Source organism: Ruegeria sp. AI3 (genome assembly GCF_056541245.1).
Map to the genome: position 1 here is coordinate 366,599 of NZ_JBQFYA010000001.1, position 24,377 is coordinate 390,975.

The following is a 24,377-nucleotide window of genomic DNA, read 5'->3' on the forward strand; positions in this document are numbered from 1 at the left end:
CTTCAAAGCCCGGCAAACTGCGCCGCCTGTTTGTCGGTCCAAAGTACCGTAATCTCAAACCCGTCTTCCGTCTGCTCTTCGGATCGAACCACATCTTGTCGGAACAGCCACGCGCGCTTATTCCCTTCGGCGAAGCTCAGCGAGAGAGTAGTTTCGCGCCGGACCCCCTGCAGTTTTGTCGCGATATCAGCCAGCAGAGGCGCGATCCCTTCCCCGGTCACGGCCGAGATCGCGAAGATCAACGGATCGCGGTCAGCGCGCGCCAAAACCGCCTCGCGCTCATCCGCTTCCAGCAGATCTGTCTTGTTCCAAACCTCCAACATCGGCCGCTCATCATCCACACCCAATGAGGTGAGGATGGCCTGAACGTCATCGGCCTGCGCTTGTGACTCGTCATGGCTGATGTCGCGCACATGCACGATCAGGTCCGCGCCCAGAACTTCCTCAAGCGTTGCCCGGAACGCAGCGACCAGCTCGGTCGGCAGGTTCGAGATGAAACCCACCGTGTCCGACAGGATCACCTCGGGGCCGTCGGGAAGAACAACGCGGCGCATGGTCGGGTCCAACGTGGCGAAAAGCATGTCCTTGGCCATCACCTCAGCCCCGGTCAGGCGGTTGAACAGGGTGGATTTGCCCGCGTTGGTATAGCCTACCAGGGCAACGATCGGATACGGCACCTTGGCCCGCGCGGCCCGATGCAACGTGCGCGTTTTGACCACCTTTTGCAGTTGCCGACGCAAACGCACCAGTTGCTCATCAATGGCACGGCGGTCGGCCTCGATCTGAGTCTCACCGGGGCCGCCAACAAAACCCAACCCGCCCCGTTGACGTTCCAGGTGAGTCCAAGCCCGGACAAGCCGTGTGCGCTGATAGCTGAGCGCGGCCATCTCGACCTGCAAAACACCTTCACGTGTACGTGCGCGGTCGCTAAAAATCTCAAGGATCAAACCCGTCCGGTCGAGGATCTTGACCTTCCATGCTTTCTCTAGATTGCGCTGCTGAACCGGTGTCACGGGGCCGTCGATCAGAACCAGCTCGACCTCGCTATCGTGCAACCGTTCGGCCAGTTCGTCGATCTTGCCGCTGCCGAACAGAAGACCCGGTTGGGCGCGCGGCAGGCGCACGATCTCGGACCCGATCACATCCAGATCGGGCAATGCGGCAGCCAGTGCCACCGCCTCTTCCAGCGCGGGTCCGGGGACGCGGCGCTGTTCATCTGATTTGATTTCAGGATGCAGCACCCAGGCCCGGGTGCGCTTCCTTTCATGTTCCATCAAGAGGCGTCTTCGCCCTCATACAGGTTGATCGGCTGCGATGGCATGATGGTTGAAATCGCGTGTTTGTAGACCAACTGCGACTGTCCGTCGCGGCGCAACAATACGCAGAAATTGTCGAACCAAGTGATCACACCCTGCAATTTCACGCCATTGATCAGGAAAATCGTGACCGGGACTTTTGCTTTCCGTACATTGTTCAGGAACGCGTCCTGCAGATTCTGTCTGTCCGAAGCCATATTTTATTAACTCGCCATTGTTCTTGCTACGCGCTGCGGACCAACGCGCTCCCTCTGGCAGAGTATGGAGTGACGCGCACAGATATTCCAGACGAAAAATCAGGCAGTAACGCCGGGCACGCGCAGTGGTTCAATCCCGCCACAGGGTCGGCGTGATCAGCGCGATGATCGCCAGCGTCTCAAGCCGACCGATCACCATCGCCGCACAGAGTGTCAGTTTGGCCCCGCCCGACAGGTCAACCAGGCGGATCGGGACATCCGTCGCAAGCTCGATCAACGGTCCGGTTGTGCTGAGAGCAGCGACACTCAGCACCATGGCCTGCTCAAACCCCGACCCCATCAGGGCCAGTAGGAGGTTAAACAGGGCAAGGGTCAGCGCGAACATCATCAGGAAGATCCACGCGATGAAAGCTCCGTCGCTTTGAATGCGGCGGTTGCCGCCGCCGGTACCACTGACCGAGGACGGGTGGATCAGCCGGTCAATCTCGCGCGCACCATTGAGGTAGAGCGCAAAGACCCGCAGCAATTTGACCCCACCTGCCGTTGTCGCGACACCGCCGCCCACCAGCGCCAGCCCCATCAGAACCAACCCCGGAGTCCCCAGACCCGAAAGCTGCTGGGCATCGTTCCAATTGGCACTCTCGAACCCAGCTGTGGTCAGGAAAGCAAGGCCCGTGAACAGCATACCCCAAATGACGTGTAGGGCTTGCAAGGGTTCCAGCTGGCCTCCGATTTCATTCACCCCTGCCCAAACGCGGAAGAACAGCAGCACAGCGACAGCCAACACGATGAACAGCCCGATCCGGAACTCGGGGTCTTTGTCCAGCCGGGCAAAGCCGCTGGCGGCCGTGTCGGTTGAAAAGGTCAGGCGCGACAGGGCGAAAAGCAAAAACAGAAACAGGATCATTTCTCCTGTGATGCCCGCCTGCGCGCCCTCCAGCCCGCCAACAGGAGAGATACCCGAGGTCGCCATCACCGACATCGCATGGCAAATCGCAGTCAGGCCCTGCTCTCCGGCGATCAACAACAGGATGCAGACCACGGCGGTCAGGCCCGCATAGATCGGCGTCAGGGTGCGGGTCACACGCAATAGGCGGCCACGCGGATCGACCTGTTCGCTCTGGGCCACGCCCGAGACCGGCCGACCGGGTTGACCGCGTGCCGTGACCTCGAACCCGCCCAGTGACAACGGTGCCAAGATCGCAGCGGCGGCGATCCACATCAGCAGACCTCCCATCCAGCCCACCAGCGCGCGCCACAGATGCAACGGTGCGCTGAGGCGGTTGGGGTCGGGGAACAGGTCGGCTCCGGTCGTGGTCAAGGCGCTGACCATGTCGAAATAGGCGTTCAGAAAGGTGGTATTGCCAAGCGCGTCGTGGAACGGGATGGCCAGAAAGATCGGCAGAATGGTGAAGCAACCCAGTAGCACCGCCAACTGCCCCAGCGTCCCCCGCCGCGGCACCCGGTTCGAGGCCGCCAGCGCAATTGCGGATACCAGAAACAACCCAAGCAACCCGGAATAGAGGAAAGACCGCGAGGTATCGTGATCATCCAGCGCCAGCGCATAGCCCGCTGGCACCCACATAGACAGCGCCGAAATTCCCCAGATCAGCAGAAACAGCGGCAAGCGCCGCAATACCCCGATCCGAGCTGTGACCACACGCGCCATCAGAAGAAATCAATCGAAACCTGCAGCAGCCGTTCGACCTCGGGGACGTCCTTAGCCATGGCAAAGATCGACAGCACGTCCTTTTCGTCAATCCGCAGACTGCCCGTTGGGCGCAACAGTTCATCGCCTTTGAGAACAGCGCCAACCAGAACACCCTCGGGGAAGTCGATGTCGCGCAGTTTCTGCCCGGCCATGGGCGAGGTCGAAAGCACCTCGGCCTCAATCACTTCGGCCTCGGCGTCGCCGATGGAATAGACCTGCCGCACCCGTCCATGCCGGATATGGCGCAGGATCGAGCTGACGGTCGTGGCCCGTGGGTTGATATAGGCGTCAATGCCCAGAGGCCCCATCAACGCGACCATACTGGGGTCATTGATCAACGCAATCGCCAGCGCACAGCCTTCGGCCTTGGCGCGCACGGCGGCCAGCATGTTGGTACGGTCATCATCTGTGACGGCCAGCATCGCATCGGCACGCTCAATGCCCGCCTCGTTCAGCAAAGCCGAGTCCAGCCCGTCGCCATGCAGGACAATGGTCCGCTCAAGCGCTTCGGCGGCTTTTTCGGCACAATGGCGATCCCGTTCGATGATCTTGGCCCTCACGCGGCTTTCGCGTTCTTCCAGCGTTCGCGCGACCTCAAGCCCGACATTACCGCCGCCGACGATCACCACACGGTCTTGCCGCTTTTGCGCTTTGCCGAACACCTCCATCGTCCGGTCGACATCCTTCACGCTGGTGAAGACATAACATTCATCACCAACGAACAGCTGATCTTCGGATTCAGGCGCAAACAGGCTGCCCTCGCGCCGGACCCCGACCACGATCGAACTGAGGGTGGAAAACAAATCGGTCAATTGCCGCAGAGGCGTGTTCACGATCGGGCAATCCTCGTCGATCCGAATGCCCAGCAGCTGCGCCTTGCCGTTCATGAACATCTCGGTGTCAAAGGCGGACGGGGCTGACAAGCGGCGCATAGCGGCGGCGGCGACCTCACGCTCGGGGCTGATCACCACATCAATTGGCAGGTGGTCGCGGCGATAGAGGTCCGAGTGGATCGCCTGAAGGTAGGATTGCGACCGCAAACGCGCGATCTTGCGCTGGATGGCAAAAACCGAATGGGCCATCTGGCAGGTGACCATATTCACCTCGTCCGAGTGGGTCGCGGCGATGATCATGTCGGCATCGCGCGCCCCTGCCCGTTCCAGCACATCCGGGTAGCTGGCAAAGCCCGCAATCCCCTGCACGTCCAGCGTTTCCGTCGCCCGGCGCACAAGATCAGGGTTGTTGTCCACCACCGTGACGTCGTTCAGCTCGCCCGATAGATGCCGCGCGATCTGCCAGCCAACCTGACCCGCACCGCAAATGATGACCTTCATGTTTCTGGCCCTTCTGCCTGAAATCTTTGAATGACAGATGGTCCTGAGAGGGTCAATTGAATTGTCATACCCGACCTTTTCGGGCAGAATAAGCATATGAAAACACTCGTTCCCCTGCTTGTTCCAGTGATGCTGCTGACCGCCTGCGGCCCGCTTTCCATATACTATCGCGAGGGGGAAAGCGTGTCGAAGATGCAGGAACAAACCACTCAGTGTAAGGTTCAGGCGCTTGAACAGGCACCGGTTGCCAACCAGGTCCGTCAGGGTCCGCCGACCTATTGGCCGGGCCGCACCTATTGCGACGGAAGCGGACGGTGCTATCGGTCGGGCGGTTGGTGGGAGCCTGGGCGCATATACACGGTCGACGTCAACCAACCCCTTCGCAACACGGTTGAGGCACAGTGCATGGCGCAGAAAGGGTTTCGCCCTGTCAGCCTGCCGCCCTGCAAATCCGGGGTGAAATCCCGCGTTCCGGCAACCCGCACAACGACCCTGCCTCCGCTGAATACGGAATCTTGCTTCGTCAAATTCGATGACGGGTCGTTTCAGATCATCACGCCCGGTCAGGCCGGCTGACGGAGCGCTCGTTTTCGCGCCAATGCGACATGCGCAAGGATCGCAACCGCGTAGATTCCGATCACTGTGATCAACATACCGGCCTCGCCCGTCCGCCCAAGGACAGCCAACAGAACAGGCGTTCCCAACAGGTTCCCCGCATTGCCCATCTGCGCCATAGCGCCGTAGCTGAGGGCCTGCGTCTCGGGCGTTTGGTTCAGGATCGGCACGGCGGCAAAGCTACCCCCTTGCACCAGGCCCAGCACCGCAAACAAACATATACAAACAAGTTCGAGCGGCACGCCGAGAAAAACGCCGACGATAGCCAACATTCCGAGCGCAAATCCCAGATTGACGACCGCGACGCAGGACATGCGGGATAAGAGGATCGGGACCGCGAGCCAGCTCAGAACAATGCCCGCCAAAGGCATGAGGCCCGCAACCGTCGCGGCATGCTCCTCGGGCAGCCGACCCGGCAGGATGGCCAGCAAAGAGACGAAGGTTAAAGTGTAGAAGAACCAGCCTATGGCCGGGGCCGACACAAAGGGCGACTGGTAGGTGCGCAGATGCACGTCAAAGAGTTCGACCCAACGCCAAGGGGCAGCACCCTGAGATGGTTGAACGTTTAGTCCACAAAGCAGGATCAGACCCGCGATGGTGATCATCAGACCACCGTGCAGAGCGAAGAAAAAGGGCAGCCCGAAATGCTCAACGACCGGCAGGCCGATCCAGGCGTTCAGCGCAAAGGCCACACCGAAGAATGTGCTCCAAAACACCATCGAGATATTGCGCGCCTTGCCGCTGGTGATCTGAGCGATCAACGTGGGTGCTGCGACAACGATGGCGAGATGTGAGACCCCCTCAACAAACCGGGTGGCCAGCATGGTGTAAAACCCGGGAAGGCTCGCCTGAAAGATCGACAGCGCGCCGCCCAGACACAACCCGCCTATAAGCAGTTTCAACGCCCCAACGCGCCCGACGACGGCACCGGACACAGCACCCAGAACCGCGCCCAACAGGCTGATGATTGACAACAGCCACCCCATGCTCTCGGCATGGCTGGCATAAAGCAACACAAGCTCAGGAAACGGCACGGCAATCTTGGCAAATTGCGTGGCCGCGCCCAGACCGGCCAACCAGAGAAGAAGAACCTGAGATGCTTGTATCATGGAGCGCTTCTACAGCGCCTGCTCAGCCCACGGAACGCATAAATTATGCGCCCGCTTTTGTCCCGCTGACCAGACGAACCGGCGTGCCGTCAGACAGGTAGAGACGTTCCCAGAAGATTTCTCCGGCACTGATCCGAATACGATCGTGGATCGCTTCGGAGGTCTGGAAGGCCTTGGGCGCGGGCGTGTGCGTATCCCACCATCCTTCGGCCTCCAACTCGGCCTCGGCCTTCTGGATTTCTTCGGTCGCAAACTGCCAGAGCGACACGCCCAAAAGCGCGTTCTGGCTGGTTTTCCAGTCCCTTGACCGACTGGCAGAATAGGCAAGGCACTTGTGGCTCGCCTCTTCGACTAGATGAAGGCAATCGGAGGAATTCAGCACCAAGCGCCGCAACGCACTGTCATCCGATCGCTTTGGACCAAGCGCGGCAAAGACCGCTTGTTGCGTGTCCGGAGGCGGCGTCTGCCCGCCTCTCTCCCAACGCGAGATAGTGGCCTGATCCACCTCAAGCAGCTCGGCCAGATAGGCCTGTTTGTACCCGACGGATCGGCGCAACCGTTTCAGGCGTTTGCCGAAGCCCGGATAGCCCCGACTCTCTAACTGCTTGCCCGAGGTTGGTGCGCCAATACCCATCGTGATCCTCCCGGCAGATTACTCCGCCGGTTCCGGCTCATCAATTTGGGCAACGCGCGCGCCCGATTTGTTCGAGGTCACAACGCCCAGCGATTTCAGCTTGCGGTGCAGCGCGCTGCGCTCCATCCCGACAAAGCTGGCCGTGCGGCTGATATTGCCACCGAACCGGTTGATCTGGGTCAGCAGGTATTCCCGTTCAAACGCTTCACGCGCCTCGCGCAGTGGCAGAGTGGCCAGTGCCCCGGACAGGACCACACGACCCGAATCCTCAGCCTTGTCCTCATCGCTCGGCAGCTCGCGCGCCTCAATCGGACCCGTGCCATCGCCGAGGATCAGGACACGCTCGATCAGGTTCTTCAACTGACGGACGTTGCCGGGCCATGTCATGGTCTGCAGCAGAGCAACCGCTTCCTCGGACAGCTCCCGAACCGGCAAGCCCTGAGTTTCATTGCACATTTCGATGAAATGCTGTGCCAGAACCGGAATATCCTCGCGACGGTCCTCAAGCGATGGTACATCAATCGGGACAACGTTCAGGCGGTGATACAACTCTTCGCGGAACCGCTCGGCCACGATCTCATCATCGAGGTTTTTATTGGTCGAGGAAATAACGCGCAGATCGACCCGCACCTTGTCCGAGCCGCCAACGCGTTGGAATTGCTGATCGACCAAAACCCGCAAGATCTTGGACTGGGTACCCAACGGCATATCGGCCACTTCGTCGAAATAGATCACGCCGCCATGCGCTTCTTCCAGCAGGCCCGGCTCTACGCCGCGCTCGCTGCTTTCGCGCCCGAACAGAACCTCTTCGACCCGCTCTGGTTCGATCCCGGCGCAGTTGACCGTCACGAAGGGCGCGTTGGCTCGGTTGGAATGCGCGTGGACATAGCGCGCCGCGATTTCCTTCCCCGACCCGGCCGGACCGCTCAGCATCACGCGGCCATTCGACTTGGTGACCTTGTCCAGCTGGCCCTGCATCGCCCGGAACGAGGCCGATTTGCCGATCATATCCGAACAGCTGACTTCTTTGCGTTTCAGCGAGGCATTTTCGCGACGCAAGCGCGAGGTCTCCATCGCGCGGCGGATCACGACCATCAACTGGTCGATGTTGAAGGGCTTTTCGATAAAGTCATACGCGCCCTGTTTGATGGCGGCGACGGCGATTTCGATATTTCCGTGACCCGAAATAATCACCACCGGCACATCCGGGTTGTCGCGCTTTACCGCCTTCAGAATATCAATCCCGTCCATGCGGCTGTCTTTCAGCCAGATATCCAGGATCAAGAGCCCCGGCGGCTCGGAATTAATAGACGACATGCACTCATCCGAGTTCGCCGCCAGTCGGGTTGAATAGCCTTCGTCCTCCAGAATGTCGGACACCAGTTCGCGAATATCGCGTTCGTCATCTACGATCAGAATGTCGCTCATCTTTGGCCTGCTTTCATTATGTTGGTTTTAATCGCCTGCTTCTGTGGCGCTGAATTGGGTGGGAGGTTCGCCCCCGGTAAACGGATCACAGCCATCGCGCCGAAATGGTCCTGTCCGTCAAAGGTGGGCGCGTCTTCTAGCGTCAGCGCTCCGCCGTGTTCTTCGATGATTTTCTTGACGATAGGCAGGCCTAGCCCGGTCCCTTCGTCGCGTGTGGTTACATAGGGCTCAAACAACCGCGCACGGTCTTCCGGCAGCCCGATCCCGTTATCCGCGATGGTGATGATAGTCCCAGCATCGTCGCTGGAGACAGCCACCTTGATCTGCGGCTTCAGGTTTTCAGGAGCGCCCTTTTCTTTCAGGGTTTCAATGGCTTCCCCGGCATTCTTGATCAGGTTGGTGAAGGCCTGATTTAGCATTGTCGCGTCCACATCCACCGGGATCGGTTGGTCTGGAAGATCCGCATCAATCTGCACTTCGGGTTGACCAGCCTGTTGCAGCAGCACCGCCTCGCGCACCAGCGCAACAACATCTTCTTCGCTCCGTTCAGGCTCGGGCATGCGCGCGAACTTCGAGAACTCATCCACGATCCGGCGCAAGTCATTGGTCTGACGCACGATCACGTCGGTCATGGAGACAAGGATATCGCAATCCTCTTCATCCAGCTTGCGCGAGAATTTCCGCTTGATCCGCTCAGCGCTCAACTGAATCGGGGTCAGAGGGTTCTTGATCTCGTGTGCAATCCGCCGGGCCACATCGCCCCACGCGGCCATACGCTGCGCGCTGACCAGATCGGTGACGTCATCAAAGGCGACAACATAGCCCTCAAGCCCGCCATCCTCGCCCCGCCGCGTGGCCATCCGTACCAGCAGGTTCTCCAGCTGGCCTTTGCGGGTGACCTTGATCTCACCTTGCACGGCCTCTTGTCCGCTGTCTTTCAGGCTTTCGAACAGAGGCAGGAATTCAGGCACCGCGATGCCGATGGCCAGATGCTCCTCGCCCCGGGACCAATCCAGCAGCCGCTCGGCTGAGCGGTTGACGAAGGTCACGCACCCTTCCGGGTCCACGCCCACAACGCCCGAGGTCACCGAACTCAGCACCGAGTCGAACAGGCGTCGGCGGCTTTCGATTTGGCGAGTGTTTTCGAGCAGCGTGTCCCGCTGGCCCTTCAGCTGCCGTGTCATCTGGTTGAAGTAGCGACCCAGCATAGCAATTTCGTCATCGCTGGCCTCTTCGATCACCTGCACGCTCAGGTCGCCCGCCCCGACCCTCTGCGCCGCTGTGGTCAGGCGCCCCACGGGCCGCGAGAGGCGTTCCGCGAACCACATCCCCAGCGACATCGCGGCAAGGATCAAGATCAGCGCAAAGCCCAGATAAAGAAGACCGAACTCGAACAGCACCCGCCCGCGTTCGCTTTCAAGCTGTTGATAGAACTGAGCTGTTTCCTTGGTGTCATCCAGCAGCGTCAGCAATTGGCCGTCGACCTCACGACTGACATAGAGGTATCGGTCCAGATACGCCTGCAAGGGCACCAGCGCGCGAAATTCGTTGTTCTGCCAGTCCGCGATGATCAGAAGGCCACTTTCTGTGGCTGCGGCCATCTGCTCGGGGGTCGGCGCTTCGTAGTTGAACAGGTAAGAGCGATCACCGCGCGACCGGATCTCACCGTCGCCGTCTATTACATAGGCCTCACGCAGGCCACGCTGGATCTGAGCCTGCCCCTGCGCCAGAACCTCACGCAGCTCGGCGTCCGAGATGTAAAAATCGCGCGCGCGCGCATTATCGAGGAAAAGCGCCAGAACGGCGGCGTCTTGTGTCAAGCCCTGCCGGTGCTCAAGCTCATACGCCTCAGCTGCGGTGAGGGACGATCCCACAACCTGCCGAACCCGGTCCGAGAACCAGCCTTCAAGGCCGATATTCACCGTCAGACCAGCGAAGATCGCGACCGTCACCGTCGGCACCAACGCCAGCAGTGTAAACGCGCCGATCAAACGCAAATGCAGGCGCGAGCCAGCCGATTTGGCCCGCCGCGCTGCGATCAGACTACCCAATTGCCCCAGCACAAGGGCCGCAACGACCAGCACGTAAACAAGGTCGGCGAGCAGAATCAGGCGCAACGTCGGGGCAGTTGCGCCCAGATCGAACGGACCAATGACAAGATACGTCGCAAGCGCCAACACTGGCCCTAGAAGAACCAGCCCGAAGGTGCTGTAATTGCGCAGTTTCCGGGATCTGCGCCACCGGTTAACCGATGGGAGAATCCCGCTCTGTGCCCGGGTTGCCACCGTCTGCCCTCATCCTGATGTGCTGCTTTCGCAGCGAACCGCCATATCTCGTGGTCTATTCCCGGGCGATACCCGAATGCCACGCTTTGTGTGGCGATATTACATCAGTTTGCGACGGCGTGTCACCTGAATATCGAGGTCCGTGATCTTTTTCCGCAGCGTATTTCGGTTAATCCCAAGTAAATCCGCGCATTTTGCCTGGTTTCCGCCGGTGGCTTCCAGTGCAATTTCGATCAACGGCGCCTCAACCTCGCGCAAAATGCGCTGATACAGGCCCGGAGGCGGCAACATATTTCCATGCAAATCAAAATAACGGCGCAGATGGCGCTCAACCGACGTTGCCAGCTTCTCACGCTCTCCTCCGCCCAGAACGGGCTCGGCTTCGGGCTGGCTGCCCAGAACCATCTCAACCTCGGCTTTCGAAATCTCATCGGACCGGCTGGTCAGACTGAGCCTGCGGATCGCGTTCTCCAACTGCCGCACGTTGCCGGGCCAGGAATAGCGCCGGACCAACTCAACCGCATCAGCGCTGAGCCAGCGTTTGGACCCAAGGTCCTTTTCCTCACGGGCCAGAAAATGCTCGGCCAACAGGGTAATATCATCCACTCGCTCGCGCAGGGCTGGAACGTGAATCGTTGCGCCGCAAAGGCGGTAGTAGAGGTCCTGACGGATACGCCCGCCCTCCATCCCGGCAGTCAGATCCGATTGGCTGGTCGCCATGAAGCGGGGCACGTGGTCGCCTGGCGTATCCATCATCCTCACGATCCGCGCCTGAATCTCGTCATCGATATCGGCGATCTCATCAATCAGCAGCGTCCCGCCACGCACCCGCGCCATAACGCGTGCGGGGCCTTCGAGGTCGCGCAAATCAGCCGCAGTTGCCGTCACAAACGGAAGCGTCCGACGATCCGAGAAGTCATGGATAGCCCGCGCAATCAGTGACTTACCGGTCCCACTTTCACCAGAAATCATAACCGAGAGATCGGTGTTCATCACCCGCGCCACCAGACGATATAGCGACTGCATCACCGGCGTGCGCCCGACCAGAGGCAACTCATCCGGGCGCTCATTCTCTTGAGGTTCGGGATCGCTCTGCAGGCGTTGCTTCTGCTCCAAAGCTCGCGCCGTCCGCTTCATCAGATCCGGCAGGTCAAACGGCTTGGGCAGGTAATCGTAAGCATCCGCCTCGGCCGCCTGGATCGCGGTCATGATCGTGTTCTGAGCCGAGATCACGATCACCGGCAATCCCGGCCGGTCCTCGGCGATCTTTGGCAGCATTTCCAAACCGTTGCCGTCCGGCATGACCACGTCCGAGATCACCACGTCCCCTTTGCCTTCGCCAACCCAGCGCATCAGCGTGGTCAGCGAGGATGTGGCATGCACCTTACATCCGGCGCGCGTCAGAGCCTGTGTCAGAACGGTGCGGATCGTGCGGTCGTCATCCGCGACCAGAACGGTGCCATCCATCAGATACTCTCCTCTTTAAGTTTTTTATTTTCAGCCGGCGCACGGCGCAGCGACAGTTTGAAAACGGTCCGCCCCGGCACGGAATCAACGGAAATCCAGCCGTCATGGTCCGAGATGATCTTGCTGACCAAGGCCAGCCCCAGCCCTGTCCCGTTTTCCTTGCCCGAGACAAAGGGGTCAAAGATGTCACTGCGGATTTTCTCCGGCAGGCCCGGACCATCGTCGATGATCTCGATCTGCAGCGGCAGCGAGTGCCCCGATCCATCGCTGCGGCGCAGGCGGAAGGAATGTTCGAAATAGGTGCGCAGGCGGATTGTACCTCCCTGCGGACCCGCCGCCTCGGAGGCGTTTTTCAACAGGTTCAGAACAACTTGCAGAAGTTGGTCCGGGTCCCCAAAGGCCAGCGGCAGCGAGGGGTCATAGTCTTCGACAATGGCCATATCCGCGCCGAAGCCTAACAAGGCCGAACGGCGGGCGCGGTCGAGAACATCGTGGATATTCACCGGCTTGAAATCCGGTTGCTGCAGGTTTCCGAACTGCTCGACCTGCTCCAACAGCTTTACGATCCGGCGGCTTTCGGCAACGATTAGATCCGTGAGTTCTAGGTCTTGCGGCGCGATATTCATGCTTAGCAATTGCGCGGCACCCGTGATCCCCGCCAGTGGGTTCTTGATCTCATGCGCCAGCATTTCGGCCATTCCGATGGCGGATTGCGCGGCGGATTTGACCGTATTGCCCCGCGTCATACGCCCCGCCAATTCGCGCGGGGATATTATCATGATCATCGATCCGGGATGCCCAACCAGCGGCGCAATCTGTAAGGCACATTGCAGCGGTGCGCGGTTGCCCGACCCCGCGTCCACATCGTTGACGAACAAAGGCGTTCCCTGAGCGCGCGCGCGGTCAAAGGCTTCCTCTAGCGGCGCATCAACGGCGATCTGATCCCAGACGGGGTGGCCGATCACCGACTTGCGCGAGGCGTTCAGAAACCCTTCGCCCGAGGAGTTCACATCCGAAATCCTGTCGTCTTGGTCGATGATGAAGGCTGGAACGGGTAGCGAGTTCCAGATGCTCTGATCCGAGGTCATGCGGCCACTCCCTGCTGACTCTCAAGCGCATCGCCCAACAGGCGCAGCACCTCATCCGTATCGCGCGAGGTCAGGACTGCGCGACGCAGAGGCGCAGGCGTTCCGGCGTCATCCATGTACCAGCCAAGATGTTTGCGAGCGACGCGGAGGCCAAGGTCGGTACCGTAAAAACTCAACATCGCCTGATAGTGCGCGCGCACCATGTCGATCAGATCCGCGTTTTCGGGGATCTCCGGCGCATCGGTGCCATAGACCTCATGGCAGATTTGCGCCAGCAGCCATGGCTTGCCCTGCGCCCCTCGGCCAACCATGACGCCATCCGCGCCCGATTGCTTCAGCGCTGTGCGGGCCGCATCCGTATCCACGACGTCCCCATTGGCGATGACAGGGATTGAGACCGCCTCTTTCACTGCTCGGATTGCCTGCCAATCGGCATGGCCTTTGTAAAACTGACAGCGTGTCCGCCCGTGGATCGTGACCATCTGGACCCCCGCCTCCTCGGCCCGGCGCGCCACGTCAGGCGCGTTCAGCAACGCGTCATCCCATCCAAGCCGCGTTTTTAGCGTCACGGGGACATCGACGGCCTCAACCACAGCCTCGATCAAACTCAGGGCGTGATCCGGTGTCTTGAGCAAGGCCGAGCCGGAATAACCGTTGGTCACTTTCTTGGCCGGACAGCCCATGTTGATGTCGATCACGCGCGCGCCACGATCTGCCACCTGACGGGCAGCCTCAGCCATCCAATGCGCCTCACGCCCGGCCAGCTGAACCGCTGTGTTCTCCACATCTGCCGACAGCTCGGCCCGCTCGCGCACGCCAGGTTTGGCCTGAACCATTTCCTGACTGGCGACCATTTCACTGACCACCATGCCCGCGCCAAAGCGCATCACCAGATCGCGGAACGGGCGATCCGTGATTCCAGCCATCGGGGCCAGTAACACAGGCGGAGATACGGTTTTGTCGGCGAGGTGCAGCGTCAACGTGCTTAATCCTTGGGCAATTGCGGATTTGATATCGAATTCGAAGCATATGAACAACAAAACGACGGCCATCAAGCCTGCAAAATCATCACTTGCCCATTTTTTAATCACAATACCATGGGTGATTGCCTCTGCATTCACCGCACCCTAAACAAAGCGCAGCATTCCGGAGAAACCCGACCATGACCACAGCCGCCATAATCGTTGCCGCAGGGCGCGGATTGCGCGCCGGAGGCGGCACGCCCAAGCAATGGCGCGCGCTTGCCGGTCGACGCTTGGCGGATTGGACGATCGACCGGTTTCGCGACCTTGTCGATCACATCGTTTTGGTCTTGTCGGAAGACGACGCCCGGGCTTGGGAGGAGTTTCGCGACACCGACCTGATACTGGCCGCAGGTGGCGCGGATCGGGCAAGTTCGGTTCGTAACGGGTTGCACGCATTGGAAAATCACCAGGTGAGCCGCGTGCTGATCCATGACGTCGCACGGCCCTGTGTCTCAGCGCATCTCATTCAGGACGTTCTGAGCGCGCTGGATACCCACCAGGCTGCCGCCCCCGGTTTGCCCGTTACGGATGCGCTTTGGATCGGGCATGATGGCTCGGTTTCTGGGACGCAGGACCGCAGCAACCTGTTTGCCGCGCAAACCCCTCAGGGATTTGACTACGATGCCATTGTCAAAGCACATGCCGCGCATCCGGGTGGCGCTGCGGATGATGTTGAGGTCGCACGGGCCGCAGGTCTTGAGGTTTGCATTGTACCGGGCGATGCGGACAATTTGAAAATCACCCGCCCCGAGGATTTCGAACGGGCGGAAAGCATAATGGGAACGACTATGGATGTGAGGCTGGGCAACGGCTATGACGTGCATCGTTTTGGCAATGGCAATCACGTGATCCTCTGCGGCGTGAAAGTTCCGCATGAGCGCGGGCTGCAAGGGCATTCCGACGCGGATGTCGGCATGCATGCGGTCACCGACGCGATTTACGGCGCGCTGGCGCAAGGGGATATCGGCCAGCACTTCCCACCCTCCGACCCGCTGTGGAAAGGCGCGGCAAGCGAGATCTTCCTGCGCCATGCAGTCGAGCTGGCCGAGACGATGGGCTACCGCATTTCGAACGTCGATTGTACGCTGGTCTGCGAATACCCCAAGATCGGCCCTCATGCCCCCAAAATGAAAGAAGAAATGTCTAAAATCATGGGATTGCGCGCCGATCAGGTCTCGGTCAAGGCCACCACGTCTGAGCGTCTGGGCTTTACCGGTCGTAGCGAGGGCATCGCGTCGCTCGCCACTGCTTGTCTGGTGAAAGCATGAGTATCGCGCGTCTGATCGGAACTGTCTGCGGCGTCGGATATCTGCGCCCTGCCCCCGGCACATGGGGATCGCTTGCGGCTTTACCCCTAGTCTGGGTCCTGCACGTTTTGGGCGGCTTCCCCCTGCTCATCCTTGCGACGCTCGTTGTGTTCATCGCAGGGCTGTGGGCCACCAAGGTGATGACCGCCGGGCAAGAGGATCACGACCCTTCCGAGATCGTCGTTGATGAGGTCGCGGGCCAATTCATCGCGCTCTGGGCCATTTCCTACCCAAGCTGGGCACACGGGATCGAAATCACTGCGCTCTGGCCCGGTTGGGTCGCGGGTTTCCTGCTGTTCCGGCTATTCGACATCACCAAGCCCGGCCCGGTCGGCTGGGCCGATCGCAAAGGAGACGCGATGGGCGTGATGCTGGACGATGTGATCGCCGGGATCTTTGCCGCCATCGGTGTGATGGTTCTGGCCGGGATCGCACATGGAGTGTTGGGCCTATGACCGTATCCGAGCTGCTGGACCAAGCCAAAGCCCAAGGCATCATGATCGCGACTGCAGAAAGCTGCACGGGCGGCATGGTGGCTGCTGCTTTGACCGACATCCCCGGCAGCTCGGCCGTAGTGGACCGCGGGTTCGTCACCTACACCAACGACGCCAAGCAGCAGATGCTAGGCGTGCGCGGCGAGACACTGAACGCCTATGGCGCGGTCTCAGAGCAGGTCGCACAAGAAATGGCCGATGGCGCACTGAGGCAGTCGCGCGCGCAACTAGCCGTGTCGATCACTGGCATCGCAGGCCCCGGAGGGTCAGAATTCAAACCCGAAGGTCGGGTGTGCTTTGGCCTCGCTGCCGCAGGGCAACCCACGCGCACCGAAACTGTCGAGTTCGGCGCTCTGGGGCGCGAAAGGGTTCGTCAGGCCGCGCGGGATCATGCACTGAAAATGCTTTATTTCGGTCTTTCGCAAACCGCTTAAATTTACATCAAAGACGTCACCATGACGCAAAATTATGCGTCAGTTGACAAAAAGCTGCCAAAATAGGCGTCTTTTTGCACCTCTGCCTCTTTTTTCCCCGATCCAGCTCAGCTTCAACCCGCCGCACACCACTCACGAGGTGTCGGCCGTGGCGGTTTGCCCGGCCGACGCCCAAACGGCAAAAAAGGAGACCGGCCCATGAACGGAGCCGATACAGCCTGGATCATTGTGGCAACCGCACTGGTCCTGTTCATGACATTGCCGGGCCTTGCCCTGTTCTATGGCGGGCTTGTGCGTGCCCGAAATGTCCTCAGCGTGTTTATGCACTGCTTCTCGATTGCCTGTTTAATGAGCATCCTTTGGCTGGTCGCGGGCTATTCCATCGCTTTCGGGCCCGGTGAAAGTGGGTTCTGGGGTGGATTGGGCAAAGCGTTCCTGAGCGGTGTCGATACCGACAGTCTGGCGGGCACCCTACCCGAAATCCTATTCTTTGCCTTCCAGATGACCTTCGCGATCATCACCCCCGCCCTAATCGTCGGCGCCTATGTCGAGCGGGTCGGCTTTGGCTTTGTCCTCACCTTCTCGAGCCTGTGGATGCTGCTGTGCTATGCACCGGTGGTCCACTGGATCTGGGGCGGTGGGATGCTGTCCGATGGCGGCATTCTGGGTGAGATCGGCGTGCGCGACTTTGCTGGCGGCATTGTTGTTCACGAGACCGCGGGTCTGGCCGCGCTGATCATCGCCGTGATCCTCGGCCCACGCCGCAACCGCACGACGCCTCCGCACAATCCGGGCTTTGTCATGATCGGCGCCGCGATGTTGTGGGTCGGCTGGTTCGGTTTCAACGGCGGTTCGCAACTGGCCGCTGACGGAGGCGCCGCGATGGCCATGACCGTCACACATCTGTCCGCCGCGACTGCATCCCTGACCTGGGCACTGTGGGAGAAGATCCGCTTTGGCAAAGCGTCAATGGTCGGTCTGGTCACAGGCACCATTGCTGGTCTGGCCTCGATCACTCCGGCCTCGGGCTTTGTGGGTCCGGTGCAAGCGCTGAGCATCGGGGCCGTTGCAGGTGTTCTCTGTCAGGAGGCCGTCTTTATCATCCGCAACAAGCTGAACATCGACGACACGCTGGACGTTTTTGCCGTGCACGGTGTCGGGGGCATCTTTGGCACCCTGATGATTGCGCTGTTCGGTCTGGGCACATGGACAGCACAACTTGGAGGCCTTTTGATTGTGGGTGCCTTTACGGCAGTTGTCACCTTTGTGTTGATTAAGGTGGTTGCAGCCATCACTCCGCTTCGCGTAGACGCCGAGACCGAGACAAACGGCCTCGACCTGTCGGTACATGGCGAGCGTGCCTATGACATGAGCAGCTAAGCCCACCTTGGTTGCCCATTGCCCGTAAGGGCAAAAGCGGACCTATCGCGGGTCCGCTTTTTCTTTGTTCGGCCCTCTCGACTCCGGGCCGATGGACAGGCTATCAGCCCGCAACACTCTTTCAGCCCCGAGGTTTGCGCCATGATCCCCAGTTCATTTCCCGACAGCTCTGAAATTGCCCGCCTGACCGCGCGGATGCTGCTGGAGATCAAGGCCGTTCACTTCAACTCGCGTGAGCCGTTCACGCTGGCCTCGGGCCTGCCAAGCCCGACCTATATCGATTGCCGCAAGCTGATCTCATACCCCCGCATCCGCTCGACCCTGATGGACTTCCTGACCGTCACAGTGATGCGCGAAGCCGGGTTCGAGGCGTTCGACAATATCGCGGGCGGTGAAACGGCGGGCATCCCCTTTGCCGCCATGGTCGCCGAGCGTATGGCCCTGCCCATGACCTATGTGCGTAAAAAGCCCAAAGGCTACGGCCGCAACGCCCGCATCGAAGGCGCGATGAGCGAAGGTGAACGCGTGCTGCTGGTCGAAGATCTGACCACCGATGGCGGCTCCAAGCTGTCCTTTGTCGATGCGATCCGTGAAACGGGCGCGACCTGCGGCCATACAGCGGTGATCTTTTACTACGGCATCTTTCCAGAGACCGAGAAGACCCTGGGCGATCACGGCGTGAAGCTGCATTCGCTGTGCACTTGGTGGGACGTTCTGGCCGAGGCCAAGGCGCAAAAGGCCTTTGACGAAGAGACCCTTAGCGGTGTCGAAGCCTTCCTGAACGACCCGCGCGGGTGGCAGGACGCGAATAAATCGTAAAATTCGGCCTGTGGGTAAGCTGGGGATAGTTGATTTTCGAATCGATCCAACGCGCGCCTATCTAGTCGAATTTCGCGCCCATCACACCAAATGTTGCGATAGCTTTCGTCCCGTGCAAAACTGGGCGGAAGTTATCCCCATTCAGATGGGCAGTTATCCCGAAGCCGGGGGCGGTTATACCAACTTACCCCCATTCATTTGCAGATAGCTTGAACCGGGGCTTGGCGTGTAGAACCTCGGAACGGGCAGCGGGGACAATATGAACGAGATCAGCAGTATCGAGCAGGCAGCGGCGCAGATTCAGAACGCCGAGACCATGCCGCATTCCATTGAGGCCGAACAGCAGCTTTTGGGCGCGATCCTAACCAATAACGACCTCTATGACCGGGTCGCTTCGATCATCGGGGCCGAGCATTTCTACGACCCAGTTCACTCGCGGATTTACGAGGTCGCAGCCACGCGCATCGCCAAGAATGCGCTGGCTTCACCCGTGACGCTGAAATCCTTCATGGCGGATGACGAGGGCCTGAAGGAATTGGGCGGACCCGCCTATCTGGTCAAACTCGCCGGGGCCTCGATCAGTGCCTTCGCGGTGCATGACTATGCCCAGATGATCTATGATCTGGCGATCCGGCGCGAGCTGATCCGGCTGGGTCGCGACATCTCGGACAAGGCCGCGCGGGTCGATGTGTCCAGTGAGCCCAAAGAGCAAATCGTCGAGGCCGAGCAACAGCTCTATCAGCTCTCCGAGCAGGGCCAGACCGAACAGGGTTTCCAATCCTTCCTAAAGGCGGTCACAGAAGCCGTCAACGTCACCAATGAGGCGTACCAGCGCGGTGGCGGCATGGCGGGGATTTCCACCGGTCTGGCCGACTTGGATAAACAATTGGGCGGGTTGCACCCATCGGACCTGATCATTCTCGCGGGTCGTCCGTCGATGGGTAAAACCTCGCTAGCGACCAACGTGGCGTTCAACGTGGCCAAGGCCTATAAGCGCGGGCTGAAACCCGATGGCAGCGAAGGCGCGATTGATGGCGGTGTCGTGGGTTTCTTCTCGCTCGAGATGAGCGCCGAACAGCTGGCAGGTCGTGTTCTGGCCGAAGCCTCGGAAATCTCCAGCCACAAGATCCGTCAAGGTGACATGACCGAGGCCGAGTTCCGCCGCTTCGTTGATGCCGCCAAAGAACTGGAGGCCTGTCCCCTGTTCATTGACGACACGCCTGCCCTGCCGATTTCGCAGTTGGCAGCGCGTGCGCGGCGGTTGAAGCGGACGCACGGGCTGGACCTGCTGGTCATCGACTATCTGCAGCTGTGCCGCGGCATGTCGGACAACCGTGTCAACGAGATCGCCGAGATTTCGATGGGCATGAAGGCAATCGCCAAAGAGTTGAACATCCCGGTGATCGCCCTGTCCCAGCTATCGCGTCAGGTCGAAAACCGCGATGACAAGCGCCCGCAACTGTCCGACCTGCGGGAATCGGGCTCGATCGAGCAGGACGCCGATGTGGTGATGTTCGTGTTCCGCGAGGAATACTACAAGGAACGCGAAAAGCCCGGCGATCACGAGTTGGAAAAGATGGAAGAGTGGAAACAGGCCATGGAGCGCCTGCATGGCAAAGCCGAGGTCATCGTCGGCAAGCAGCGCCACGGCCCCATCGGCACGGTCGAGTTGTCGTTCGAGGCGCAGTTCACCCGCTTTGGCAATCTTGTCAAACCCTGGCAACAGGGCGGCGAGATCGAAGGGTACTAATAGTCACCTTTCACATTCAAACAGCCGATTTTGAATGCCAATCGTCCTGTGTTAGTGTGTACTGAATGACGGCACGTACTGCCGGATTTTAGCAAGGCCTACGTCATTGCCCGCAATCATCTCGGAAATACGATACAGAAACGGGCCGAATTTTGCGCCGGACGGCGATTTCATCGAAATCCGCGTTCCGACCGGTACGGATGTCTCGGGCCTGAGGGTGCAGGTTTACAACGCCAATGGCTCCGTCCGGAGCTCCACGGATGTCGACACTGCGCCGGTGAACACGGTCAGCGGTTTCGACTATTACGTGGTCTCTGCCCGCATCAACCGGCTGGGCGCGGTGTCGCTGGATGACAATGGCGCTGTGCTCAGTTTTGTGTCCTTCGACAATGAGGTCACTGCAACACAAGGCGCCGCCAGCGGGCAAACCTCTACCCAGATCGGCAGCAACGGAACAGATGACACCTCGTCCCTTACCTCGACCGACGGGGTGAATTTCGTCGAGAACCCCAACCCGAGCCCCGGCGCGCCCTGTTTCACGGCAGGCACTCTGATCGGCACGCCACGTGGCAACGTTCCCGTTGAGGCACTCCGCGCCGGAGATCAGGTTCTGACTGAAGATGGCCCGCCCGAGGCGCTGCATTTGACCCTGTCGCGCAGCCTTAGCCGGGCCGAGTTGATAAAGACCCCGCGGTTGTTTCCAGTTCGCATCGTCGCTGGCGCGCTTGGGCAATCGCTGCCGAAACGTGATCTTATGGTCTCGCGCCAGCATCGGATGCTGATCCGATCTCCGATTGCGCAGCGCATGTTCGGGACCGAATCCGTTTTGGTCTCGGCTATTCAATTGACCCGAATGCCCGGCGTTTTCGTCGACACCAGTGTCTCGCAGGTGACCTATCACCACCTTGTGTTCGACCGCCACATGGTGCTGTTTGCCGAAGGCGCGCCCAGCGAAAGTCTGTTTACCGGCCCGCAGGCGCTGCAATCCATGGATGACGCCTCACGCGAAGAGTTGATGCTGCTGTTCCCGCAACTGGCTCTCTTTGCCGCCCCACAGCCTGCTCGCTACATTCCAAGCAATAAACGCCAACGCAAATTGGTGACCCGGCACCTTAACAACAACAAGCCCCTGCTTGACGAGCGGCGATAAGACGGGTCACCCGCGTGGGTCACTCTGAACGATCCGCCGTTCAAAGGACCTTTGACTTGTATCGCTGCACAATCCCGTTACGCGCATCACTGCCAGTCAAAAGCCCCTCAAACCTGCCCAAATTCCTGCGTCAGATGGCCGTATGCCGCCTATCTTGCGGATTTTCCAGACAGGTTGTGTACGATCCCCTCTTGACCTGCCGCGTTCCAGTGTCATGAACAACTCCATGAGTACCGCACGTTTGACGATCAATCTTCAGGCGCTCGCCAGCAACTGGCGGGCGCTCGATGCTAAAACGGATGTCGAAACCGGCGCCGTCGTTAAGGCCGACGCCTATGGTCTTGGGGCCGAACCTGTCGCCTGGTCTCTGGCCGAGGAAGGTGTCCGCAAGTTCTTTGTCGCCGTCGCCGAAGAAGGCGCAGACGTTCGCGAGGCGGTCGGGCCCGGTCCGATGATCGCTGTATTCTCAGGTCATATGGACGGGGATACCGAGCTGCTGCGCGATCACGACCTGACACCCCTGATCAACTCGGGCGAGCAATTCCAACGCCACCAACAGGCTCTGCCTGAACATGGGTTCGGCATCCAGCTTGACACCGGCATGAACCGTCTGGGGTTGGAGCCCGCCGACTGGGCCGAGTTGCGCCCCAAGGCCGAGGCGTTGAACCCGGCGGTTGTGATGTCCCATCTGGCCTGCGCGGACGAGCCGGACCACCCGATGAACCAGCAGCAGCTGACCGCGTTTCGCGGGATGACTGATGGTATGACGGCCCCACGGTCTCTGGCCGCGACCGGAGGCACTTTGCTGGGACCTGAATTCCACTTTGACTTCTGCCGCCCGGGCATCGGCCTATATGGCGGGATGCCCTTTGCCGATGCCAAGCCCGTCGTCACCGTCGATCTGCCGGTCGTGCAGGTGCGTGACGTCGCGGTCGGAGAAACCGTAGGCTATGGCAACAGCTGGACGGCACGCCGCCCGTCGAAGATCGCAACCGTCACAGCAGGATACGCAGACGGCCTGCACCGTGCCATTGGCGGTGGCATTGACGCCTTCGCAGGAAACCAACCCTGCCCGGTCGTCGGTCGCATCTCGATGGACCTGATCACCATCGACGTCACCGATCTGGGCTTTGAGCCGGAGAAACTACGCATCCTCAACGGACATCAAACCGTTGACGATCTGGCCGAGGCTGCAGGCACAATCGGCTATGAAATCCTGACCTCTATGGGCCGCCGTTATTCACGAGGGTACGTGGAATGAACCCGCTGTCTCTGCTGGGTGGGCTGGGCCGCACAGTTCTGACCCTGCTGGCCGCGTTTGGGCGCGTGACCCTGTTCGCTCTGGACTCGCTGTCGCACATCCTGCGCCCGCCCTACTACCCGCGCGAGATCGCGATGGCGCTGCTGAATATCGGCTGGCTGTCGCTGCCCGTGGTCGGCCTGACCGCCATCTTCACCGGCGGCGCGCTGGCCCTACAGATCTATGCAGGCGGCGCACGGTTCAATGCCGAGGCCGTGGTCCCTCAGATCGTCGCCATCGGCATGGTGCGAGAGCTTGGCCCGGTTCTGGTCGGGTTGATGATCGCCGCCCGCGTGACCTCCTCCATCGCCGCCGAAATCGCAACGATGAAAGTGACCGAGCAGATTGACGCGCTGGTCACCCTGTCGACCCATCCGATGAAATACCTGACCGCCCCACGCGTGCTGGCGGCGCTGATCACGGTGCCGATCCTTGTCGGTATCGGAGACATCATCGGCATCATGGGCGGCTATACGGTGGCGACACAGAACCTCGGGTTCAACCCGGCCGCCTATCTGCAAAACACGGTCAACTTCCTTGAGGCCCGCGACATCGTCTCATCCCTTGTCAAAGGCGCCGCCTTCGGCCTGATCGCCGCCATCATGGGCTGCTACTACGGCATGAACTCGGGCCGAGGCGCACAGGGCGTGGGTCGCGCCACCAAGGGTTCGGTCGAAGCCGCCGCCGTGCTGATCCTCGCCGCCAACTTCGTTCTTACAGGAGTGTTCTTCTCGCTATGATCCGGATGGAGAACGTCAAAAAGTCCTTCGATGACAACCACGTGCTGCAGGGCATGAACCTTGAGATTCCCAAGGGCACCTCGATGGTGATCATCGGAGGATCCGGCACGGGTAAATCGGTCGCGCTGAAATGTATCCTTGGATTGATCAAGCCCGACAGCGGCATGATCTATGTCGACGGCAAGGACGCCAGCAAAGGCGACCGAGACGCATTTCTGGCGCGCTTTGGCATGTTGTTTCAGGGCGCGGCCCTTTTTGACTCACTGCCCGTTTGGCAGAACGTGGCCTTCCGTCTGCTGCGCGGGTCGCTGAAACGCCCCACGGATGAGGCGCGCGAGATCGCCATCGAGAAACTCCGCCGTGTTGGCCTGAAATCCAACGTCGCCGACCGCTTTCCGTCCGAGCTGTCGGGGGGCATGCAGAAACGAGTGGGCCTTGCCCGCGCCATCGCCGCCGAGCCCGAGATTATCTTTTTCGACGAACCCACAACCGGGCTCGACCCGATCATGTCTGGCGTCATCAACGATCTGATCCGAGAGATCGTGACAGAGATGGGCGCAACCGCCATGACCATCACCCACGACATGACCTCTGTCCGCGCAATTGCCGACAACGTGGCGATGCTGCATGACGGGGTGATCCAGTGGACCGGGCCTGTGGGTCAGATGGATGCCTCGGGCGATCCGTATCTGGAGCAGTTCATCAGCGGAAGCGCGGAGGGGCCGATTGAGGCGGTGCGGTGATAAAACCAGTCGAACAATTCGTTGAATTCGAGTAGAGTTTGCTCTCAAGCA

Annotated in this window: 22 protein-coding genes; 11 read left to right on the forward strand and 11 right to left on the reverse strand. The window is 60.2% G+C overall.

Going from position 1 to position 24,377, the window contains the following annotated elements; all coding sequences use genetic code 11:
* Window positions 1-2 precede the first annotated feature (2 nt).
* From hflX to trkA, 4 genes are all read right to left on the reverse strand, one after another.
* The gene (gene hflX, locus ACRZ95_RS01795; protein ID WP_170676174.1) at window positions 3-1,274 is read right to left on the reverse strand and encodes a GTPase HflX; all 1,272 of its coding nucleotides are present in this window, start codon (window positions 1,272-1,274) and stop codon (window positions 3-5) included.
* Window positions 1,274-1,513 (reverse strand): RNA chaperone Hfq, encoded by a 240-nt coding sequence (gene hfq, locus ACRZ95_RS01800; RefSeq protein WP_005982826.1) that lies wholly within the window; start codon window positions 1,511-1,513, stop codon window positions 1,274-1,276. Before hfq ends, hflX begins: the two co-directional genes overlap by 1 nt.
* A 130-nt stretch (window positions 1,514-1,643) precedes the next feature.
* Complete coding sequence (locus ACRZ95_RS01805) at window positions 1,644-3,182, reverse strand: TrkH family potassium uptake protein (protein WP_170676175.1); 1,539 nt, start codon at window positions 3,180-3,182, stop codon at window positions 1,644-1,646.
* The gene (trkA, locus tag ACRZ95_RS01810) at window positions 3,182-4,558 is read right to left on the reverse strand and encodes a Trk system potassium transporter TrkA (protein ID WP_170676176.1); all 1,377 of its coding nucleotides are present in this window, start codon (window positions 4,556-4,558) and stop codon (window positions 3,182-3,184) included. The genes ACRZ95_RS01805 and trkA overlap by 1 nt, the downstream gene beginning before the upstream one ends.
* A gap of 96 nt (window positions 4,559-4,654) precedes the next feature.
* Between trkA and ACRZ95_RS01815 the strand changes: the two genes are divergently transcribed.
* Window positions 4,655-5,134, forward strand: coding sequence for a hypothetical protein (locus ACRZ95_RS01815; protein ID WP_170641851.1), 480 nt, complete (start codon window positions 4,655-4,657; stop codon window positions 5,132-5,134).
* Here ACRZ95_RS01815 and ACRZ95_RS01820 read toward each other — a convergent pair.
* The 7 genes from ACRZ95_RS01820 to dusB all read right to left on the reverse strand — a co-directional run bounded on the left by ACRZ95_RS01820 (window position 5,122) and on the right by dusB (window position 14,164).
* Window positions 5,122-6,282, reverse strand: coding sequence for an MFS transporter (locus ACRZ95_RS01820; protein ID WP_170676177.1), 1,161 nt, complete (start codon window positions 6,280-6,282; stop codon window positions 5,122-5,124). The two genes, ACRZ95_RS01815 and ACRZ95_RS01820, sit on opposite strands and share 13 nt — an antisense overlap.
* Before the next feature lie 43 nt (window positions 6,283-6,325).
* Window positions 6,326-6,916, reverse strand: a complete 591-nt coding sequence (locus ACRZ95_RS01825; protein WP_170676178.1) for a helix-turn-helix domain-containing protein — start codon at window positions 6,914-6,916, stop codon at window positions 6,326-6,328.
* Window positions 6,917-6,934: 18 nt separating this feature from the next.
* Entirely contained in the window at window positions 6,935-8,344 is a 1,410-nt protein-coding gene (gene ntrX, locus ACRZ95_RS01830) for a nitrogen assimilation response regulator NtrX (RefSeq protein WP_170676179.1), read from the reverse strand.
* On the reverse strand, window positions 8,341-10,629 hold the full coding sequence (locus ACRZ95_RS01835) for a sensor histidine kinase (protein WP_170676180.1): 2,289 nt from the start codon (window positions 10,627-10,629) through the stop codon (window positions 8,341-8,343). Before ACRZ95_RS01835 ends, ntrX begins: the two co-directional genes overlap by 4 nt.
* 99 nt (window positions 10,630-10,728) lie before the next feature.
* A complete protein-coding gene (locus ACRZ95_RS01840) occupies window positions 10,729-12,096 on the reverse strand; it encodes a response regulator (protein WP_170373863.1) in 1,368 nt (455 codons plus the stop codon).
* On the reverse strand, window positions 12,096-13,184 hold the full coding sequence (locus tag ACRZ95_RS01845) for an ATP-binding protein (RefSeq protein WP_170676181.1): 1,089 nt from the start codon (window positions 13,182-13,184) through the stop codon (window positions 12,096-12,098). The genes ACRZ95_RS01840 and ACRZ95_RS01845 overlap by 1 nt, the downstream gene beginning before the upstream one ends.
* Window positions 13,181-14,164 carry a tRNA dihydrouridine synthase DusB gene (gene dusB, locus ACRZ95_RS01850; protein ID WP_480554428.1) on the reverse strand — a complete coding sequence of 328 codons (984 nt, stop codon included), beginning with the start codon at window positions 14,162-14,164 and terminating at the stop codon, window positions 13,181-13,183. Before dusB ends, ACRZ95_RS01845 begins: the two co-directional genes overlap by 4 nt.
* Window positions 14,165-14,346: 182 nt before the next feature.
* Here dusB and ACRZ95_RS01855 point away from each other — a divergent pair, with 182 nt between their 5' ends.
* The 10 genes from ACRZ95_RS01855 (at window position 14,347) to ACRZ95_RS01900 (ending at window position 24,326) form a co-directional block, all read left to right on the forward strand.
* On the forward strand, window positions 14,347-15,477 hold the full coding sequence (locus ACRZ95_RS01855; RefSeq protein WP_170676183.1) for a bifunctional 2-C-methyl-D-erythritol 4-phosphate cytidylyltransferase/2-C-methyl-D-erythritol 2,4-cyclodiphosphate synthase: 1,131 nt from the start codon (window positions 14,347-14,349) through the stop codon (window positions 15,475-15,477).
* A complete protein-coding gene (locus ACRZ95_RS01860) occupies window positions 15,474-15,971 on the forward strand; it encodes a phosphatidylglycerophosphatase A family protein (RefSeq protein ID WP_170676184.1) in 498 nt (165 codons plus the stop codon). The genes ACRZ95_RS01855 and ACRZ95_RS01860 overlap by 4 nt, the downstream gene beginning before the upstream one ends.
* The gene (locus tag ACRZ95_RS01865; RefSeq protein ID WP_170676185.1) at window positions 15,968-16,444 is read left to right on the forward strand and encodes a CinA family protein; all 477 of its coding nucleotides are present in this window, start codon (window positions 15,968-15,970) and stop codon (window positions 16,442-16,444) included. The genes ACRZ95_RS01860 and ACRZ95_RS01865 overlap by 4 nt, the downstream gene beginning before the upstream one ends.
* Window positions 16,445-16,642: 198 nt before the next feature.
* A complete protein-coding gene (locus tag ACRZ95_RS01870) occupies window positions 16,643-17,824 on the forward strand; it encodes an ammonium transporter (protein ID WP_170676186.1) in 1,182 nt (393 codons plus the stop codon).
* 141 nt (window positions 17,825-17,965) lie between these two features.
* Window positions 17,966-18,643 (forward strand): orotate phosphoribosyltransferase, encoded by a 678-nt coding sequence (locus ACRZ95_RS01875; protein ID WP_170458556.1) that lies wholly within the window; start codon window positions 17,966-17,968, stop codon window positions 18,641-18,643.
* Between the two features lie 259 nt (window positions 18,644-18,902).
* Window positions 18,903-20,393, forward strand: coding sequence for a replicative DNA helicase (locus tag ACRZ95_RS01880; RefSeq protein ID WP_170676187.1), 1,491 nt, complete (start codon window positions 18,903-18,905; stop codon window positions 20,391-20,393).
* A 106-nt stretch (window positions 20,394-20,499) separates the two neighbouring features.
* Window positions 20,500-21,543 carry a Hint domain-containing protein gene (locus ACRZ95_RS01885; RefSeq protein WP_170676188.1) on the forward strand — a complete coding sequence of 348 codons (1,044 nt, stop codon included), beginning with the start codon at window positions 20,500-20,502 and terminating at the stop codon, window positions 21,541-21,543.
* Window positions 21,544-21,769: 226 nt separating this feature from the next.
* A complete protein-coding gene (gene alr / locus ACRZ95_RS01890) occupies window positions 21,770-22,804 on the forward strand; it encodes an alanine racemase (RefSeq protein ID WP_170676189.1) in 1,035 nt (344 codons plus the stop codon).
* Complete coding sequence (locus ACRZ95_RS01895) at window positions 22,801-23,583, forward strand: MlaE family ABC transporter permease (protein WP_170458563.1); 783 nt, start codon at window positions 22,801-22,803, stop codon at window positions 23,581-23,583. The genes alr and ACRZ95_RS01895 overlap by 4 nt, the downstream gene beginning before the upstream one ends.
* Window positions 23,580-24,326 (forward strand): ATP-binding cassette domain-containing protein, encoded by a 747-nt coding sequence (locus ACRZ95_RS01900; protein ID WP_170466619.1) that lies wholly within the window; start codon window positions 23,580-23,582, stop codon window positions 24,324-24,326. The genes ACRZ95_RS01895 and ACRZ95_RS01900 overlap by 4 nt, the downstream gene beginning before the upstream one ends.
* Window positions 24,327-24,377: the final 51 nt, after the last annotated feature.

Coding starts and splice junctions, on each gene's coding strand:
- hflX (WP_170676174.1), bottom strand. CDS start 1,274: ATGGAACATGAAAGGAAGCGCACCCGGGCCTGGGTGCTGCATCCTGAA.
- hfq (WP_005982826.1), bottom strand. CDS start 1,513: ATGGCTTCGGACAGACAGAATCTGCAGGACGCGTTCCTGAACAATGTA.
- ACRZ95_RS01805 (WP_170676175.1), bottom strand. CDS start 3,182: ATGGCGCGTGTGGTCACAGCTCGGATCGGGGTATTGCGGCGCTTGCCG.
- trkA (WP_170676176.1), bottom strand. CDS start 4,558: ATGAAGGTCATCATTTGCGGTGCGGGTCAGGTTGGCTGGCAGATCGCG.
- ACRZ95_RS01815 (WP_170641851.1), top strand. CDS start 4,655: ATGAAAACACTCGTTCCCCTGCTTGTTCCAGTGATGCTGCTGACCGCC.
- ACRZ95_RS01820 (WP_170676177.1), bottom strand. CDS start 6,282: ATGATACAAGCATCTCAGGTTCTTCTTCTCTGGTTGGCCGGTCTGGGC.
- ACRZ95_RS01825 (WP_170676178.1), bottom strand. CDS start 6,916: ATGGGTATTGGCGCACCAACCTCGGGCAAGCAGTTAGAGAGTCGGGGC.
- ntrX (WP_170676179.1), bottom strand. CDS start 8,344: ATGAGCGACATTCTGATCGTAGATGACGAACGCGATATTCGCGAACTG.
- ACRZ95_RS01840 (WP_170373863.1), bottom strand. CDS start 12,096: ATGGATGGCACCGTTCTGGTCGCGGATGACGACCGCACGATCCGCACC.
- ACRZ95_RS01845 (WP_170676181.1), bottom strand. CDS start 13,184: ATGACCTCGGATCAGAGCATCTGGAACTCGCTACCCGTTCCAGCCTTC.
- ACRZ95_RS01855 (WP_170676183.1), top strand. CDS start 14,347: ATGACCACAGCCGCCATAATCGTTGCCGCAGGGCGCGGATTGCGCGCC.
- ACRZ95_RS01860 (WP_170676184.1), top strand. CDS start 15,474: ATGAGTATCGCGCGTCTGATCGGAACTGTCTGCGGCGTCGGATATCTG.
- ACRZ95_RS01865 (WP_170676185.1), top strand. CDS start 15,968: ATGACCGTATCCGAGCTGCTGGACCAAGCCAAAGCCCAAGGCATCATG.
- ACRZ95_RS01870 (WP_170676186.1), top strand. CDS start 16,643: ATGAACGGAGCCGATACAGCCTGGATCATTGTGGCAACCGCACTGGTC.
- ACRZ95_RS01875 (WP_170458556.1), top strand. CDS start 17,966: ATGATCCCCAGTTCATTTCCCGACAGCTCTGAAATTGCCCGCCTGACC.
- ACRZ95_RS01880 (WP_170676187.1), top strand. CDS start 18,903: ATGAACGAGATCAGCAGTATCGAGCAGGCAGCGGCGCAGATTCAGAAC.
- alr (WP_170676189.1), top strand. CDS start 21,770: ATGAGTACCGCACGTTTGACGATCAATCTTCAGGCGCTCGCCAGCAAC.
- ACRZ95_RS01895 (WP_170458563.1), top strand. CDS start 22,801: ATGAACCCGCTGTCTCTGCTGGGTGGGCTGGGCCGCACAGTTCTGACC.
- ACRZ95_RS01900 (WP_170466619.1), top strand. CDS start 23,580: ATGATCCGGATGGAGAACGTCAAAAAGTCCTTCGATGACAACCACGTG.